The organism is Bacillus sp. NPDC094106 (assembly GCF_044764345.1).
GTDB lineage: Bacteria > Bacillota > Bacilli > Bacillales > Bacillaceae_G > Bacillus_A.
This window is the reverse complement of record NZ_JBIWHY010000020.1, coordinates 40,481-55,189: the sequence shown is the minus strand read 5'-3', so window position 1 is coordinate 55,189 and position 14,709 is coordinate 40,481. Positions and strand designations below refer to the sequence as shown.

Genomic DNA, 14,709 nt, shown 5'->3' with positions numbered 1-14,709 from the left:
GTATGGACAAACTATTCCAATATGTCTTGCACTATGTTGTATTAACACTCATAATAGTCGGGGCATTATTACTATTTCCATTCTTCCCAAAGTTCGTCCTCTTTTTAGTATTCTTCTTTATGCTCGGGATTGCGATTATCATATCTATGAGAGAAGACAATATACAAAAAGAAAGCAGAGTTCAGCGTGTTAAGCTGTAAACTCTGCTTTTTTTCAATCATAACGTATTCTTGTTAAACCGATCACGAAGAATACAACAGCAAATAACATGAGTATACCAACATATCCTACTATATCTGTCAGTGTCCCGCCCCTTGCAATTAATTCGGTAAATCCACGCATTGCCCAAGTTTGAGGAATAAAGTTCGCTGCAGTTTGCATCCATTCTGGTTCTATTTCAATTGGCCAGTAAAGACCACTGATCATACACGTTGAAATAACCACGATGTTACCTAATGCTGACTGTTGCTCCATTGTTTTCACGATACTTGCTAATAATAGTGCTAAACCAACGACCGCTAGCAATAGCGCTGAGACAAGTATGATTATCCCTAGTAGATTTCCCCACTGTACATCGAACAAAACATTCGTTAATGCCATTAAAGTTCCAAATTGAATCCATCCAATTAAAAAGAAGGAAAGTATATATCCCCCAAGTATTTGAGCCTTTGAAACAGGCGTTCCTAATAAACGATACCAAACGCCAAGTTGTCTTGATTTTAAAATTGTTCCTGTCGCACTTAGCATCACAATCATTACAAAAAGAATAGAAAACCCTGCCGCTCGCCCTGTCACGTTATTCAGCTTTTTCTCCCCAGGTACAATGGATTCCTTTTGAAGTGAAACTGGTTCTGCCTTTGCATGAATCGTTTCATACATCTTTTCCCAAGACATTCCTCCTTTTTTCTCCGAATCCCTTGCTGCCGCTACTTCTATTTCCATCTTTTTCATTGCACTTTGTAATACTTGCTCTACAGAAGCTCCTCCTGTGAAATCAGCACTTGATTGGAATTTAACCTTCTCTATCTTCCCGTCCGTCATACTCTTTTGAAATTCTTTTGGAATTGTCACAATACCTGAGGACTTCTTATTTTCGATTTTCTGTTTCGCTTCTTCATACGTTACCTTTTCTATAGAAATTAAATCGCTCTTCTTTATTTCCTCATAATAGGAGTTGGATAATGTAGATCCATCTTGGTCTACTAAACTAATATTTACTTTCTCGTTTCCACTTCCACCTAAAAGTCCACCAAAAATGAATGTGAAAATAATCGGCATTCCGAACATGAGTATATAGCTTTGTGGCTTAATTAAGATTTGTTTTAACTCTAACCAGCAAAGCGCCCAGGCTTTCTTCATGATTTCTCCTCCTATCTCGTACGTAAACGGAAGGTTCCAATGATAACGGAAACAATACCCGCACTAGATAAACTTAATATAACTGGAAGTAACGCATCCCAAGATGTACCCGACATAATGTTTAAAAAACTTGTAAGTGCCCATTTATTCGGAACAATGTTAGCAATTGTTTGAAGGGTATCTGGGAATGCATAGATTGGTAACATTGATCCTCCTAATATAGCTAACAGCTGAATTCCGATTCCTCCTATTAAATCCGCCGTTTTTTCCTCACGAATAAACGCTGCGATGAGCATAGATAAACCAGAAACACAAATTGCATAAGCAATTCCTACTACTACAATTTGTGAAATATTGTCCCCCCAGTCCACATGAAATGCGTAATGAGTAGCAACTATAAATACGCCAAATTGAATACAAGCAAATAGTAATGTGCCTAAAAATTTACCTAATAAAATAGCAAAAGGACTAGTCGCTGTACTTAATAGCCTTGCTAATGTTTCAGTTCGTTGCTCTGTCACAATAGATTTTGCGCCTACTGTTATGTTATATAATAAAAACATAACTAACATTGCTGCAGCATAATATTGCATCGCAACCACTGTTTTTTTGCCGACTGTTCCTTTTTCCATTCCATCTGCATTTGAAGTCGCCACTGTTTGTAAATTAGCACTTACCTCTTTTGCAGCCTGTTCCATATTTTCTGGCTGTGATTTTGCTAAATCTGTTACGACATTTTTTGTAGAGACGGCAACTGTTTGAGCACGCTCTGAAAAGGAACGAATAATCGATTCGGCGATTTTTGCTTGTATATCTTTTGATGGATCTGTAATCAGTTTTGGCTCTTTTAATTTTCCATCCTGTATATGTTCGCTCCACCCATTCGGAATCATAATTCCAACATCAATCTTCTGTTTCTTAACCATATCCTCTAGCTCTTTTTGCGAGGTTACTACTTCTACTTTTACATCATCTTTTATTTCCTTTGATTGCAATACATCCTTTTGAAACATATTTGCAAACTCATCTGTTCCCTCTTGATAATAACCAATTACCGTTTTAGGTAATCCTCCGTTTTCGAATATGTTACTTAGTGCTGATCCTAAAATAGCTGTTAATAGGAGCGGCATAAGTAACATCATCATAAATCCGCGCCGATCTATTAAACGAATTTTTAAATCTTTCCATGCAATAATAAGACTTTTCATGAGTTCCTAACCTCCTTAATCACGAAGTGAACGCCCTGTTAACTGTAAAAAGAGAGCTTCTAAATTTGGCTCTTGTACTTCAAGCTTTAAAATTTGCACATGATTTTCGACAACTACCGAAACAACCGTGCCGATAGCTTCTCCATTCTTCAGTCCAATATCAAGTGTATTTGTATCCTCATCGATGATGATCCGTTCTACAGTGGGTATGCCTTTTATTTTCTGCAGTAACTCCTCGCTATAACGATTCAGTTGTAACTTCACCATAAAGCCATCAGCAAGACGATTACATAATTCCGTTTTCGTTCCCAATGCAATTACCTTTCCATGATCAACAATCGCAATTCGTTCACATAAATACTCCACTTCTTCCATGTAATGGCTCGTATAAATGACCGTCATGCCTTTTTCATTTAATCCTTTTACCGTCTCTAAAATATGATTCCGTGATTGTGGGTCAATCCCAACTGTTGGTTCATCCATAATTAATAACTCCGGTTCATGCATAAGTGCTGCACCAATGTTAATTCGGCGTTTCATTCCACCTGAAAATGTTTCAATTTTGTCCTTTGCACGATCTTGTAAACCAACATATGCTAATACCTCATCTGCTCGTTTCTTTGCAATAGCTCCACTTAAACCATACATTTTCCCCCAAAAGATTAAATTTTCTTTCGCTGAAAGCGTAGGATATAAAGCAATATCTTGCGGGACAATACCGATCTTCCTTTTCGCATCTAATGGATATTCTTTTACAGATTTCCCCCCGACTTTTATATCACCGCCATCATATGGAATAAGCCCACAAATCATTGATATCGTCGTCGACTTTCCTGCACCGTTTGGACCAAGCAAACCAAATGTTTCTCCTTTCTTAACTTCAAAAGATACATTCGTTACAACTTCCTTCTTCCCAAACGACTTTGTAATATGATCTACGACTAACATGTCGATTCAGCCCCTTTGCATTAATCTACAATTTCATTGTAAAAAAATATCCTCTTTCTTCCATCATCCTTAAGATAGAAATGCAAAATAAAAAAGCAGCATAATTTGCTGCTTTTTTATTTTTCTCTATGCCAAAAGTCATGTGTATGTTGTAATACCATATCTTACCGCATATATAGCTGCTTGTGTCCGATCCCTCAGCTCCAGCTTACTAATTAAGTTAGAAACATGGTTTTTTACAGTTCCCTCTGTAATAAACAATTTCTCAGCAATTTCTTTATTATTTAATCCAAGGCCTATTTCCCTTAATACATCTATTTCACGCTCTGTTAGTTGCTCCATTTGCTTTGGCTGACTTTTTTCTGATATTTCCACCGCTTTTGTTCTTTTTAGTTCCTTCACAATTTGTGCTGTTATATCCTGCGGAAGAACGGCTCCTCCTCCATGAACTGTCAATATTGCTTGAACAATTGCGTCCGTCTCCATATCTTTTAATAAATAACCGCTCGCTCCTTGTTCCAATGCTTCAAAAATAAGTTCGCTATCATTAAATGTCGTCAGCATAAGAACCTTCATATCAGGAAACTTCTCCCTTATTAAACGAGTTCCTTCAACGCCATTTATACGAGGCATTCGAATATCCATCAAAATAATTTCAGGTTGTAATTGTTCTGCTCTTCGAACTACTTCATCCCCATCACTTGCTGTGCCCACCACTTCAAGTTCTGAACGTAAATTTAATAGCATTGCTAAACCATCACGAATAAGTGATTGATCATCAACGATCATAATACGAATCATATCTTTCCTCCTATTACCCACGTCTTTTCCTTAAGTGGGAACTCAATCTGTAATTGAAACCCCTTCTCCTTTTCACTCTCAAATCGAATCATTCCACCATGTTCCTCTACACGTTCTTTCATATTCATTAATCCAAAACCAGGACTCAGTTCATTTACGCCAATGCCATTATCCGTAATCGATAGCATAACTTTCTCATCTAAGCACAATAAGCTAACTTCACATAAACTAGCCTTTCCATGGCGCTTTGCATTTGTTAATGACTCTTGCATAATACGCAACAAGGTAGGTTGTAATGACAACGGGATTATAATTGGATCCCCTTGTAAATGAAAGGTTACTTGTACTTTCGTTACCTTTGAAAATTCATTTAACATTTCTTTCATATTTTCTATTATGTTTCCTAAATCTTTTTCTTCCTTCAACGCACGGACTGAAGCCCTTACCTCTTGAAGAGATTTTCTAGCTAATTCATGACATGTATGTAAAACTTCTTCTGTAGCATCTGACTTTTGCTTCCATAAAGCCTCTGCAAGCTGCAATTGAACAAGTAAAGCCGTCATATTATGGCCAACTGTATCATGAATTTCTCGGGCAATATCGTTCCTCTCTCGGACTGTAGTTAGTTCTTCTACTTCTTTCGCATAAAGCTGTAATTGTTCATGCGCTTCTTTTAGAGCTATATGTGATAACGTCAATTTTTCATATTGATCGTCAACAGTTTGGCGGGCTACTGTCAGTTTTTTAATTAAGTTCCCGGCTAAAGCACTGAAGACAACGAACATAAAATTAATAGCATTACTATCAACTTCTATCTTTCCGGTATATTGATACGTATATAGTAAAATAGCAAACCAGCATAAAAAGAAAAAACTCACAAAAAAATATATGACTGCTTTCCGCCACGTATGAATAAATACTCCTACAGCATCAATCCCAAATATAATTAAATACAAACATGTCTCGGGAAATAAAAAGCCTAACAATGCTGTAACTATCCCATTTGAAAGGAATACATAAAATGTACGCCTTCTCCCTTGATGTGGTTGAATAAGTAAAAAATGATTTATAACATACATTAAACATGCAATACCAACAAATATTTTTAAATTTTCTGTTTCACGTGAAACATGATTTATATATACCATGCAAATCATAACAATCGTAATGAGACGCGCATACCCTAACATCAAATTCTCCTCGCATTTTTAAAATATTGTTTTACATCATATCAACATGTAAAAAATCGTTTTCACAATATAATGGCAAGAAAATTATACCATTTTCATCTCGAGTTAACGTGTATTAATAGAAAAACAAGTCACCTCCACATCTCCTAAGAGGATGACTTGTTTTTCTTTCATCTATTCCATCATACGATCTAATCGATTATATAATTCCGCCCGTAATCGTTCTTTTTCTGTTTTTTCTTTATATAACCGTTCTAACTTTTCAACATTTCTTGTTTCTTCCATTGTACACTCCAGCACATATATATCTTCCTCTATATACATAAGCTTATCTTCAATTTCTTCTATACCAATAGATTCCTTCTTTTTTACATTCATTACTTTCATTTTTGGAACCTCTTGTTGTTTCACTTCTTCTTTCTCTATTCTCTCTGCCCATTTCTGACGTGCCCATGCATAATTCCCCGCAAATTCAAACAATGTATGTTCATCGATCCAATATGTTTTCTCAAACAACTTATTTAAAAAGTAACGGTCGTGTGAAACAGCAAGAATGGTTCCATTATATTGTTCGAGAGCTTCTTCCAGCACTTCCCTTGATTCGATATCAAGATGGTTTGTGGGCTCATCTAACACAAGGAAATTTATATCTTGATACATAAGCTGCGCCAACCGTAATCTCATTCGTTCACCACCGCTAAGCTGATTGACCTTTTTAAAAACGGCTGGACCATAAAATAAAAAACGAGCTAATATGTGCCGAGCCTCTCCCTCTGTTACAGCCACATGCTCCCTGAAGGCTTCCAATACATTGGTTTTTACGTTTCCATAAGCATGCTGCGATAAATAACCGACTTTCACACCACTACCGATTCGAATCTCACCAGTATCTGATTTCATTTCCTCTAATAATAATTTTAATAAGGTTGTTTTTCCTGTACCATTACGTCCAACAATAGCTGCACGCTCTTGAAAACGAACATGTAAATTTACTCCTTGGAATAAAGTACGCTCCGCAAAACTTTTGCTCACTTCCTTCATTACGACAACATCTTTTCCACTTCTCTCTTGTCCTTCAAATTGAAGTCCCATCTGTTTTCTTTCTAGAATTGGCTTTTTTAACTTCTCCATTCGTTCTAATGCACGTTCCATATTTCTAGCGCGTTTATGCAATCCTTCGTTCGGAGGGTTCGCTTGATTTGCCCATTCCCTTAAGCGTTTAATTGCTTCTTTCATTTTCTTTATTTTCTTTTGCTGTTCTTGATAAGATTGGAACTCTTGGAGTAATCTTTCTTCCTTCTCCTTCACAAACTGTGAGTAGTTCGTATGATATACATGAATTTCTCCGTCTTCCAAGTCAAAAATTTTCGTAACGACTTCATCAAGAAAATAACGATCATGTGAGATCACAACAACTGTTCCTGTATACTCTTTCAAAAATTGTTCGAGCCATTCTACTGCAAATAAATCTAAATGATTTGTCGGTTCATCTAATAACAGTAAATCTGGTTTCTTGAGCAGCATATAAGCAAGACTTACTTTCGTCTGCTCCCCGCCACTTAGCTCAGCAAAAATTCGAGAAAATAGCTCTGTTACTTGTAAACCATTTGCTACCTTCATGATGTTTGCTTCTATTTCATAACCACCTAAAAACGCAAATTGCTCCTGTACGACTCCATATTTCTCCATTGATTTTTGTAAATCCAGTGGCTCTTGTTCCTCTGCCATACGTTTCTCTAAACCACGCATTTCTGTTTCTAATTCCTTCTCTTTTGCAAAAGCAGAGCTTAATACATCATATACAGTCGTTTCATCAGCAAACTTTGGAATTTGTGCTACATGACCAATACGCGTCCCTTTCTTCATATGAATTGCTCCAGCATCTACACTCTCAATTCCTGTTAACAGCTGAAAAATTGTTGTCTTTCCGCTACCATTTCGGCCAACCAATCCAATGCGTTCGCCATTCTTTATTTCAAGCGATATATTTTCAAATATGATGTTCCCACCAAAAGATTTCGTTACATTGTTCACACTACAAATTGTCATTCTCCGTACTCCTTTCAACGTAAAAAACCATGAGGAAAGAAACTTTCCCCATGGTTTTTGGCATAGAAAAAGGAAGCAAAATAGCTCCCTTTTCACACGTCTTATAAAATGGGTGAAGAGATTTCTATCGTTCAATAGCTACTATGCAATTGCTAAAAAAGGGCATACGTATCCCGTTAGCAACTACATCATGAAAAATCGCTCGACAAAAATAGATAAAATCTAAAAATTTTGCGTGCGCAGCTAAAGAACGTTTCATCTCATTCACTCCTTTCGTACGGAATTTGATACTTACTTCTTTATTATACTTCCCCATTTAATGTTTGAATAGTCATTTTTCTGAAAATAATGAAGATAGACTAAACATTTCACCAAATTACATCCCATCTTACAAAACTGTTATGTTCACGTAATGGAAAGCGATAGTACATAATGACGCCTCCTTATACAATAAAGATGTAAACAAGAGATACACAAAAGGAGGAAATAATCATGATGAAAGAAATCGTAAGAGCAATCTTCGAGGTGTTAGTAAACGGACAAGCAGTTGTAAAAGAGCTTAACCAACTATAAAAGGAGGAATAAAAATGATGAACATGGTAAAAATGATTCTCCACGCTTTAATTGATGCAAAAGCAGTTAGCCAAGAATTAAACGAACAATAAAAAAGGGGGAAATAAATATGAAGAAAGCCATCTTTACAATTGTAGGTACAATCTTTGCCTTACATGCACTGAAAAATAGAAAAAAGAAACAGAATGAAACGACTCTATATGATCCATACACATTATTACAGAAAAAATAAAAGACAAGATACCCATGTACAATTAGGATATCTTGTCTTTTGTTTTTTCTATTAGAAATTGTTGTTCTACAATCTTTTTATAATACGCATGATGTTTCATTAATTCTTCATGTGTACCAGTTCCTGTGATACTCCCGTTCTCCAACACAAGAATGTTATCGGCTTGTATGACTGTTGATAATCGATGAGCGATAACACATGTCGTCCTACTCGCAAATACATTTTCAATCGCCCTTTGTATTTTCACTTCGGATTCCGAATCGAGACTTGCCGTTGCTTCATCTAATAATAGAAATTCTGTATCACGTAAAAGGGCCCGCGCAATAGCAATTCGTTGTTTTTGACCACCAGATAATTGATTTCCACGCTCTCCAACCTCTGTTTCATATCCATCAGGAAATTCAGTGATAAATTCATGTGCATTCGCAAGCTTTGCTGCCTGAATGATCTCTTCTTGTAAAACAGTACGTTTCATACCATATGTAATATTTTCTACGATTGTCCCAGATAATACAGGGGCCGCTTGAGCAACATAACTAAAATGCTTTCGCCATGCTTCTATATTCATGCCACGATAAGAATTTCCATTTAATAAAATATCTCCATCTGTTGGCTCATAAAATCGTTCCATCAACGAAAAGATTGTACTCTTCCCTGCACCACTTGGTCCTACAAGTGCTGTTGTTGTACCTTTTTTCACTGTAAATGAAATGTTTTTTAAAATTGGACTTTGCTCATTGTAATGAAAACTTACATTTTGAAATGTTAATGTTTCTGGTACATCAACTTTTTGCGGAAGAGAAACATGCTCTTCTTCTTTTTCATGTAATATTTGAAATAGGCGCCGTGTAGAGCCTTTTGCCTCTTGAAAACTCGTTACAAACTGGTTCATTTGTACAAATGGCATTAAAATTTGAAACAAATATAAAATGAACGCTACTAATTCACCAGATGAAATATATCCTCGATCAACTCGCCAAACACCAAACCCTACAACACTCATTAACACTACTAATGTACACATTCCTAAAATTGGACCTAAAACGGATTTGATTTTGGCCTGCTTCATCCCATATTGAAATAAATTTTGAAATTTATGCTGGCCCCTTTTATATTCAATTCCCTCCGCATTATACGATTTAATTAGTTTGATTTCACCTAATGTCTGTGATAAAAATGCAGTTAGCTCCGACATTTGCTTCTGTTCTCGATCAGATAAGTCAGCAAGCTTTTTTCCAAGCGGTAAAACAACCAATAAAGTAATAGGCACAGCTGACAATAAAACAAGTGTCATCGGAACGTCTAATATAAATAAGATAATAATGGATACAACGATTGATAATACATTGGTAATAAGTTGGACAATTTCATCAGAAATTAACGTCATTAATACTGTTGTATCATTCGTTACACGGCTTACCATCTCACCAGATTGATTTTTATCGTAATATCCTACCGGAAGGCTTAATAATTTTCCCCATACTTTCTCTCTTATCGTCCGTACAATTCCCTCTCCAACTCGAGACAGCATATACATAGAACTAGCTTCGCTTAGAAACTCAACTAGCAATAATCCAGCGATCAATCCTAACATCGAAAAGGAGAATCCGTTTGAAAATTTTTCCATTAATTCTTTAATTAAGAGCGGGATACCTAGTCCAGCAATTGTTGATAGTATTGAAAAAAACAACCCTATTGCAAATAATTTTTTTGACGGATTAGCAGTCCGCCATATATCACGAAATGATACATTTTTCTGTTCTTCCATCTTCTAACTCCTTTTCCCTCTATTCCCTGTACCACTATACAGGATTTCCCTTTCCTTTTCACGAATATATTAGACGGGGATTTCACACATAGGGGGATTAAAAATGTTCTTAGTAATGGTAAACTACATCAAACCACTCGAAGAAATTGAACAATACCTAAAAGAACACATTCAATTTTTAGATCACTATTATGCGTAAGAGAAGTTTATTTTTTCCGGTCGCCGCAATCCACGTACCGGTGGGCTCATTTTGATGAACCTAAATTCTAAAGAAGAAATCCAGCAGATCATTAAGGAAGATCCATTCCATATATATGGAATGGCTGAATATGAAATTATTGAATTTACACCGACAAAATACGATGCGAATTTCGCATCATTTGTAAGATAGAAATTCACATATATTTTCAAAGGGGCATATACGAATGGATACACAACAACTTTATTTTTTAAATGATATTGGCAAACAAAAACCAGAGAGCATCCGTAATAAAAATACAGCTTGTCCTTTTTGCGATATGGAAAACCTCACTGACATTTTAGAAACGGAAGACTCTATTATCTGGTTGAAAAATAAATTTCCAACATTGAAAGATACGTTTCAAACTGTTCTTATAGAAACAGATAATTGTGATGATCATATTGCGACCTATACACCTGAACACATGCAAAAGTTAATTCGTTTCTCGATTAAACATTGGCTCGCTTTAGAAAATAGTAATGAATTTACTTCTGTTATTTTATATAAAAATCATGGTCCATTTTCAGGTGGAAGTTTGCATCATGCGCATATGCAAATTATTGGAATGAAATATGTAGACTACCGAGAAAATGTAACACCTGAACACTTTCAAGGCGTAATCATACAAAAAGATGAGCAAATTGAACTTAATATTTCTACACGTCCAATTATCGGTTTTACTGAATTTAATATTGTCATTGAGGATATAAAATCCGTTGATATAATGGCACATTATATTCAACAAACTGTGCGTTACATATTAACAGATTTCCATAAGGGGTGTAGCAGCTATAATTTATTCTTCTATCATTTTGAGGGTAAAATGATTTGTAAGGTTGTTCCACGTTTCGTTGTTTCACCATTATATGTTGGATATAAAATCCCACAAGTTTCTACAAAGTTAGAAGATGTAAAACAGCAACTTGAACGATATTTTACAAATGAAATGGAACTTTTTATAGAAAAATAGAGTAGGTGTCCTAACACCTACTCTTTTACTACTCCTTTATTTCGATAATATACGTTCTTTAGCCCTTCGTTATACTTCATATTTTTATCAGTCCACTCCGGCCCTAAATTACCCGGCCAACCAGACGTATTTGCTATATATTTTAGTAATTCAAAATCAGTCAAACCTTTTTGCACACCTCTTTTATACCCTTCCGCCAAATGCGGCATTGCAATTTGAGCGTTTGTACGCGGATCCTTTAATTGTTCATCCGTGAAATGATCCGGTGCGAGTCCACCACCGCGATGTAATTGAAACAATCCAAACGAAGTGCCATTATCTCCAACACTCTTTGGATTCAAACGACTTTCATGTTCAGCAATTGTAAGAGGTATCCATTCAGGAAGATCTACTTTCTTTGCTTCCTCTGTAATAATTTGTTTCATCTGTTTTGCTTCTTCTGGATTAACATAACTTGCCTGTTTTATTACTCTTTCCATTCCTTCAGATTCACCTTGAAAATACAAATATATTCCAAGAACAACTAGAAATCCTACAAAGAATTTTTTCACTACCCCTACCTCTTTCTCTGCTGAAATTTGTCCCCTTTCAGCTCTTCCTTTACAATTACCTGCATTCTATTATTCTCTTGCTCTTCAATCATATCAAATAATCAGGCCTTTTCGCATCCTGCTTTAGACTGATTTCATGAAAAATACATGGTAAAACTGTCTGGGAAATGTAATATCTCCTTCTCATACTTGGAATGAGCGCGATCGTTTTTCTTTCATTAATAAGACGTGCAGAACGACTGGAATCATAAAATAAAACTTTAAATAATGGGAATTTTCTTCAGCTCCCACCTACATTTTAAAGTGGAAGTATGATTACCGACAAATAGCGTTATAAAATCGAACTGTATTCTGATATATCCGCTCTGCAACCTTATCTATAGGCATGTTTTTTATTAGGCTTATTTCTTTCAACACATCTTTAATCATATTTGGATGTGTCATGATATCCTCTTGAAATTTCCAAGGGCCATCTGTTTCAACCATCATATATTCTAGCGGATAAAATGAGACAATCTTTCTAATTTTCTCCTTCTGTACAATATCGGGTGTAATAGAAATATAGTAACCATTTCGAACCATTCTCTCCATCGTTTTTGTGCTTCCCTTAAACCAATGAAAATGTGCACGTGAAATCTCATATTTTTCAAGTAAATCACATACTATATCAGCATCTTCATAAACTGCATGCAGTACAATAGGCAAATCGTACTTCCTAGCTAAAGCTATAAATTTCTCTAATACCTCTATATAAAGTTCTAATGGAAGATCTCTCTTTTCTTGCCTTAAATAATATGGCAGACCAACTTCGCCTATCGCAACTAGATGCTCTATATTCGCTTCAATTAATTTGTAAATTTGTTCGCATTCTTTTTTATTAATCGGTTGCTCCGGATGAAAACCGATTGCCGGATATACAAATTTATATTGTTCTGCTAAAGATAGTGTCCGTTGGCAAGAATGATAGTTCATTGATACCGCAATCAATCCATCGATCTCTGTACTTCTTTTCATATCATCAATTAGTTCCATTTGCTCTTCGCTCTTATATTGATCCAAATGTATATGACTATCAATCCATTTCATCCCTATCCCTCCTTACACCTATATAAATCCATTTTCATTTTTCGACATCTACATCCCTGCTGTGCGAAATAAAAAGTACCCTATACTCGTTTACTCTTTCTGTTTTTACTTCGCATGTGGCAGAAAAAGGCCCTGACCGCTCCTATGCATGGCCAGATGCTCTCTCCCATCTAAAAAGGTGAGTTTTATGTCGACTTTTTAATTGATGTATATATAATTAATACACTACCCCAGATTAGGGACAATAAAAAAACAAGAAAGAATCTCCTTCTTGTTTTATCATCTATATTATTTAACAATTAAATTTGTTATCATATCAAACAATCCAATACATACTACGGCAACAGTAAAGTAGCTACAGAAATCTTTTATTGGTAACTTCACTACTTCTTCTTTACGCATCCCATTCTTCTCCCTTCTTAATATCTCCCTAATTTCTTTTCTATTTCTATTATGCAAAAAATATGACAAGTGAGCCATCGAATTAACTTACGTAAACATTACAATGTTGTAAGGTTTAAAAAAATAGCCTCATTTCCTATAGAGATGAGGTCTATTCAATAGTTAGTTGGTTTTCAAATATTCATCATCATTCAGACAGAAAGTTGTATGTTCAAACTTCCTACTCACATTGTAGTAAAGTTCGTACATAACAACTATCGAATTACCTTACACATACATTACAAAACTGTAAGCCTCCTGTCATGTAATTCGATAGTTGCTTTCACAAGTATTTCGTACAATAAAGTCAGAAAGAGCAACAAACACAGTATTGTTACTACTTCATAAAATAAGTAAGGAGAGAGTAAATATGAACAACATCACTTTTAACAAAGTAGACGTAATTGGACTTGCTAGCAGTGCAGCTCTTCTTACAACTTTCATTTATACCGCTGCAATGATTCTCGTATAAAATCGTGTCCCCTTCCCCTTTATATAATAAAGAAAGCCCAACCTGTCCCGGTTGGGTTTTCCTGTTAAGCGATGTCTCTTGCTGTAAAACGCCGAATGCCAATCCATGAAAAGATTATTACAAACAAACCAATTGTCACGTAAAAACTACTAAATTGAAATACGGTGTGTAATCCCTCTAAACAAATCGGATCCATCGCTACTCCTGGCTGTGCAAATGGCCATATAAATCCGATATTAAGATATTGAAATATCATCCCGGCAAAAGTAAATCCAACTCCTATTCCAACAGGAACAGCAAAACTTTTAATAGAAGATGCAATTAATAGCTGTAAAGCAGTAATAGAAAGTGTACCAATCCAACCATTGAAGCTCCAATTTAGCAATGTACGCCAAGGAATTTCACTTGTAATTCCAGTTAGTTTACCAATTAAAATATACATAAATAGAAAAAATAGTTGTGTACATAAAGTTAATAGCATGACAACTACTAATTTTGCTATATACACATAACGAAAAGGCACTGGTAAAGAAGCTAGCTTTTTCCAATTCCCCTCGATATGTTCAAATCGGCATACAAATGCACAATATACACTTACTAAAATAGGCAAAAGGAATAATCCATAAATTAGTCCAACCTGGGTCCAAGCCTTTGTCCACTCGTTATTTGATACTTCCATTAGCACATTGTAGTTTGCAAAGAAATTCAATAATCCAAGTGCAATACAAATAAGTGGAATAACAATCATGACAATCCATATTTTAGAACGTTTTAACTTTAATAACTCACTTCGCAATGTATTCTGCAACATCTTTACATC

16 protein-coding genes are annotated in these 14,709 nt (G+C 35.5%); 5 read left to right on the top strand and 11 right to left on the bottom strand.

The genetic code is table 11. From position 1 onward, the window contains the following. Positions 1 to 2 precede the first annotated feature (2 nt). A complete protein-coding gene (locus ACIQ7L_RS23405; RefSeq protein ID WP_400572064.1) occupies positions 3 to 200 on the top strand; it encodes a hypothetical protein in 198 nt (65 codons plus the stop codon). A gap of 13 nt (positions 201 to 213) precedes the next feature. Here the strand turns inward: ACIQ7L_RS23405 and ACIQ7L_RS23400 are convergent, their stop codons facing one another. From ACIQ7L_RS23400 to ACIQ7L_RS23370, 7 genes are all read right to left on the bottom strand, one after another. Beyond that, positions 214 to 1,359, bottom strand: coding sequence for an ABC transporter permease (locus ACIQ7L_RS23400; protein WP_400572062.1), 1,146 nt, complete (start codon positions 1,357 to 1,359; stop codon positions 214 to 216). A gap of 11 nt (positions 1,360 to 1,370) precedes the next feature. Then, the gene (locus tag ACIQ7L_RS23395) at positions 1,371 to 2,567 is read right to left on the bottom strand and encodes an ABC transporter permease (protein ID WP_400572060.1); all 1,197 of its coding nucleotides are present in this window, start codon (positions 2,565 to 2,567) and stop codon (positions 1,371 to 1,373) included. 15 nt (positions 2,568 to 2,582) lie between these two features. Further along, complete coding sequence (locus tag ACIQ7L_RS23390) at positions 2,583 to 3,515, bottom strand: ABC transporter ATP-binding protein (RefSeq protein WP_400572058.1); 933 nt, start codon at positions 3,513 to 3,515, stop codon at positions 2,583 to 2,585. 138 nt (positions 3,516 to 3,653) lie between these two features. Further along, the gene (locus ACIQ7L_RS23385; protein ID WP_400572056.1) at positions 3,654 to 4,316 is read right to left on the bottom strand and encodes a response regulator; all 663 of its coding nucleotides are present in this window, start codon (positions 4,314 to 4,316) and stop codon (positions 3,654 to 3,656) included. Then, a complete protein-coding gene (locus ACIQ7L_RS23380; RefSeq protein WP_400572054.1) occupies positions 4,313 to 5,506 on the bottom strand; it encodes a sensor histidine kinase in 1,194 nt (397 codons plus the stop codon). The genes ACIQ7L_RS23385 and ACIQ7L_RS23380 overlap by 4 nt, the downstream gene beginning before the upstream one ends. 174 nt (positions 5,507 to 5,680) lie before the next feature. Next, positions 5,681 to 7,555: a ribosomal protection-like ABC-F family protein gene (abc-f, locus tag ACIQ7L_RS23375; protein WP_400572052.1), complete on the bottom strand. Its 1,875-nt coding sequence runs from the start codon at positions 7,553 to 7,555 to the stop codon at positions 5,681 to 5,683. Positions 7,556 to 7,679: 124 nt separating this feature from the next. Further along, positions 7,680 to 7,814 (bottom strand): RAxF-45 family protein, encoded by a 135-nt coding sequence (locus ACIQ7L_RS23370; RefSeq protein WP_303745253.1) that lies wholly within the window; start codon positions 7,812 to 7,814, stop codon positions 7,680 to 7,682. 423 nt (positions 7,815 to 8,237) lie between these two features. Here ACIQ7L_RS23370 and ACIQ7L_RS23365 point away from each other — a divergent pair, with 423 nt between their 5' ends. Further along, on the top strand, positions 8,238 to 8,360 hold the full coding sequence (locus ACIQ7L_RS23365; protein ID WP_400572050.1) for a spore coat protein B: 123 nt from the start codon (positions 8,238 to 8,240) through the stop codon (positions 8,358 to 8,360). A 22-nt stretch (positions 8,361 to 8,382) separates the two neighbouring features. On the opposite strand, the gene ACIQ7L_RS23360 is transcribed toward ACIQ7L_RS23365, so the two are convergent. Further along, positions 8,383 to 10,128, bottom strand: a complete 1,746-nt coding sequence (locus tag ACIQ7L_RS23360) for an ABC transporter ATP-binding protein (RefSeq protein ID WP_400572048.1) — start codon at positions 10,126 to 10,128, stop codon at positions 8,383 to 8,385. A 208-nt stretch (positions 10,129 to 10,336) separates the two neighbouring features. Here ACIQ7L_RS23360 and ACIQ7L_RS23355 point away from each other — a divergent pair, with 208 nt between their 5' ends. Continuing rightward, a complete protein-coding gene (locus tag ACIQ7L_RS23355) occupies positions 10,337 to 10,519 on the top strand; it encodes a YciI family protein (protein WP_400572094.1) in 183 nt (60 codons plus the stop codon). 34 nt (positions 10,520 to 10,553) lie between these two features. Further along, the gene (locus tag ACIQ7L_RS23350) at positions 10,554 to 11,339 is read left to right on the top strand and encodes a DUF4931 domain-containing protein (RefSeq protein ID WP_400572046.1); all 786 of its coding nucleotides are present in this window, start codon (positions 10,554 to 10,556) and stop codon (positions 11,337 to 11,339) included. Positions 11,340 to 11,356: 17 nt separating this feature from the next. On the opposite strand, the gene ACIQ7L_RS23345 is transcribed toward ACIQ7L_RS23350, so the two are convergent. Together ACIQ7L_RS23345 and ACIQ7L_RS23340 are read right to left on the bottom strand one after the other, a co-directional pair. After that, complete coding sequence (locus ACIQ7L_RS23345) at positions 11,357 to 11,890, bottom strand: transglycosylase SLT domain-containing protein (RefSeq protein ID WP_400572044.1); 534 nt, start codon at positions 11,888 to 11,890, stop codon at positions 11,357 to 11,359. A 315-nt stretch (positions 11,891 to 12,205) separates the two neighbouring features. Next, on the bottom strand, positions 12,206 to 12,976 hold the full coding sequence (locus ACIQ7L_RS23340) for a TatD family hydrolase (protein ID WP_400572042.1): 771 nt from the start codon (positions 12,974 to 12,976) through the stop codon (positions 12,206 to 12,208). 811 nt (positions 12,977 to 13,787) lie between these two features. On the opposite strand from ACIQ7L_RS23340, the gene ACIQ7L_RS23335 reads away from it, so the two are divergent. Then, complete coding sequence (locus ACIQ7L_RS23335; protein WP_400572040.1) at positions 13,788 to 13,889, top strand: DUF3948 family protein; 102 nt, start codon at positions 13,788 to 13,790, stop codon at positions 13,887 to 13,889. 64 nt (positions 13,890 to 13,953) lie between these two features. On the opposite strand, the gene ACIQ7L_RS23330 is transcribed toward ACIQ7L_RS23335, so the two are convergent. Next, complete coding sequence (locus ACIQ7L_RS23330) at positions 13,954 to 14,700, bottom strand: ABC transporter permease (RefSeq protein WP_400572038.1); 747 nt, start codon at positions 14,698 to 14,700, stop codon at positions 13,954 to 13,956. Positions 14,701 to 14,709 lie beyond the last annotated feature (9 nt).

Coding starts and splice junctions, on each gene's coding strand:
- ACIQ7L_RS23405 (WP_400572064.1), top strand. CDS start 3: ATGGACAAACTATTCCAATATGTCTTGCACTATGTTGTATTAACACTC.
- ACIQ7L_RS23400 (WP_400572062.1), bottom strand. CDS start 1,359: ATGAAGAAAGCCTGGGCGCTTTGCTGGTTAGAGTTAAAACAAATCTTA.
- ACIQ7L_RS23395 (WP_400572060.1), bottom strand. CDS start 2,567: ATGAAAAGTCTTATTATTGCATGGAAAGATTTAAAAATTCGTTTAATA.
- ACIQ7L_RS23390 (WP_400572058.1), bottom strand. CDS start 3,515: ATGTTAGTCGTAGATCATATTACAAAGTCGTTTGGGAAGAAGGAAGTT.
- ACIQ7L_RS23385 (WP_400572056.1), bottom strand. CDS start 4,316: ATGATTCGTATTATGATCGTTGATGATCAATCACTTATTCGTGATGGT.
- ACIQ7L_RS23380 (WP_400572054.1), bottom strand. CDS start 5,506: ATGTTAGGGTATGCGCGTCTCATTACGATTGTTATGATTTGCATGGTA.
- abc-f (WP_400572052.1), bottom strand. CDS start 7,555: ATGACAATTTGTAGTGTGAACAATGTAACGAAATCTTTTGGTGGGAAC.
- ACIQ7L_RS23370 (WP_303745253.1), bottom strand. CDS start 7,814: ATGAAACGTTCTTTAGCTGCGCACGCAAAATTTTTAGATTTTATCTAT.
- ACIQ7L_RS23365 (WP_400572050.1), top strand. CDS start 8,238: ATGAAGAAAGCCATCTTTACAATTGTAGGTACAATCTTTGCCTTACAT.
- ACIQ7L_RS23360 (WP_400572048.1), bottom strand. CDS start 10,128: ATGGAAGAACAGAAAAATGTATCATTTCGTGATATATGGCGGACTGCT.
- ACIQ7L_RS23350 (WP_400572046.1), top strand. CDS start 10,554: ATGGATACACAACAACTTTATTTTTTAAATGATATTGGCAAACAAAAA.
- ACIQ7L_RS23340 (WP_400572042.1), bottom strand. CDS start 12,976: ATGAAATGGATTGATAGTCATATACATTTGGATCAATATAAGAGCGAA.
- ACIQ7L_RS23335 (WP_400572040.1), top strand. CDS start 13,788: ATGAACAACATCACTTTTAACAAAGTAGACGTAATTGGACTTGCTAGC.
- ACIQ7L_RS23330 (WP_400572038.1), bottom strand. CDS start 14,700: ATGTTGCAGAATACATTGCGAAGTGAGTTATTAAAGTTAAAACGTTCT.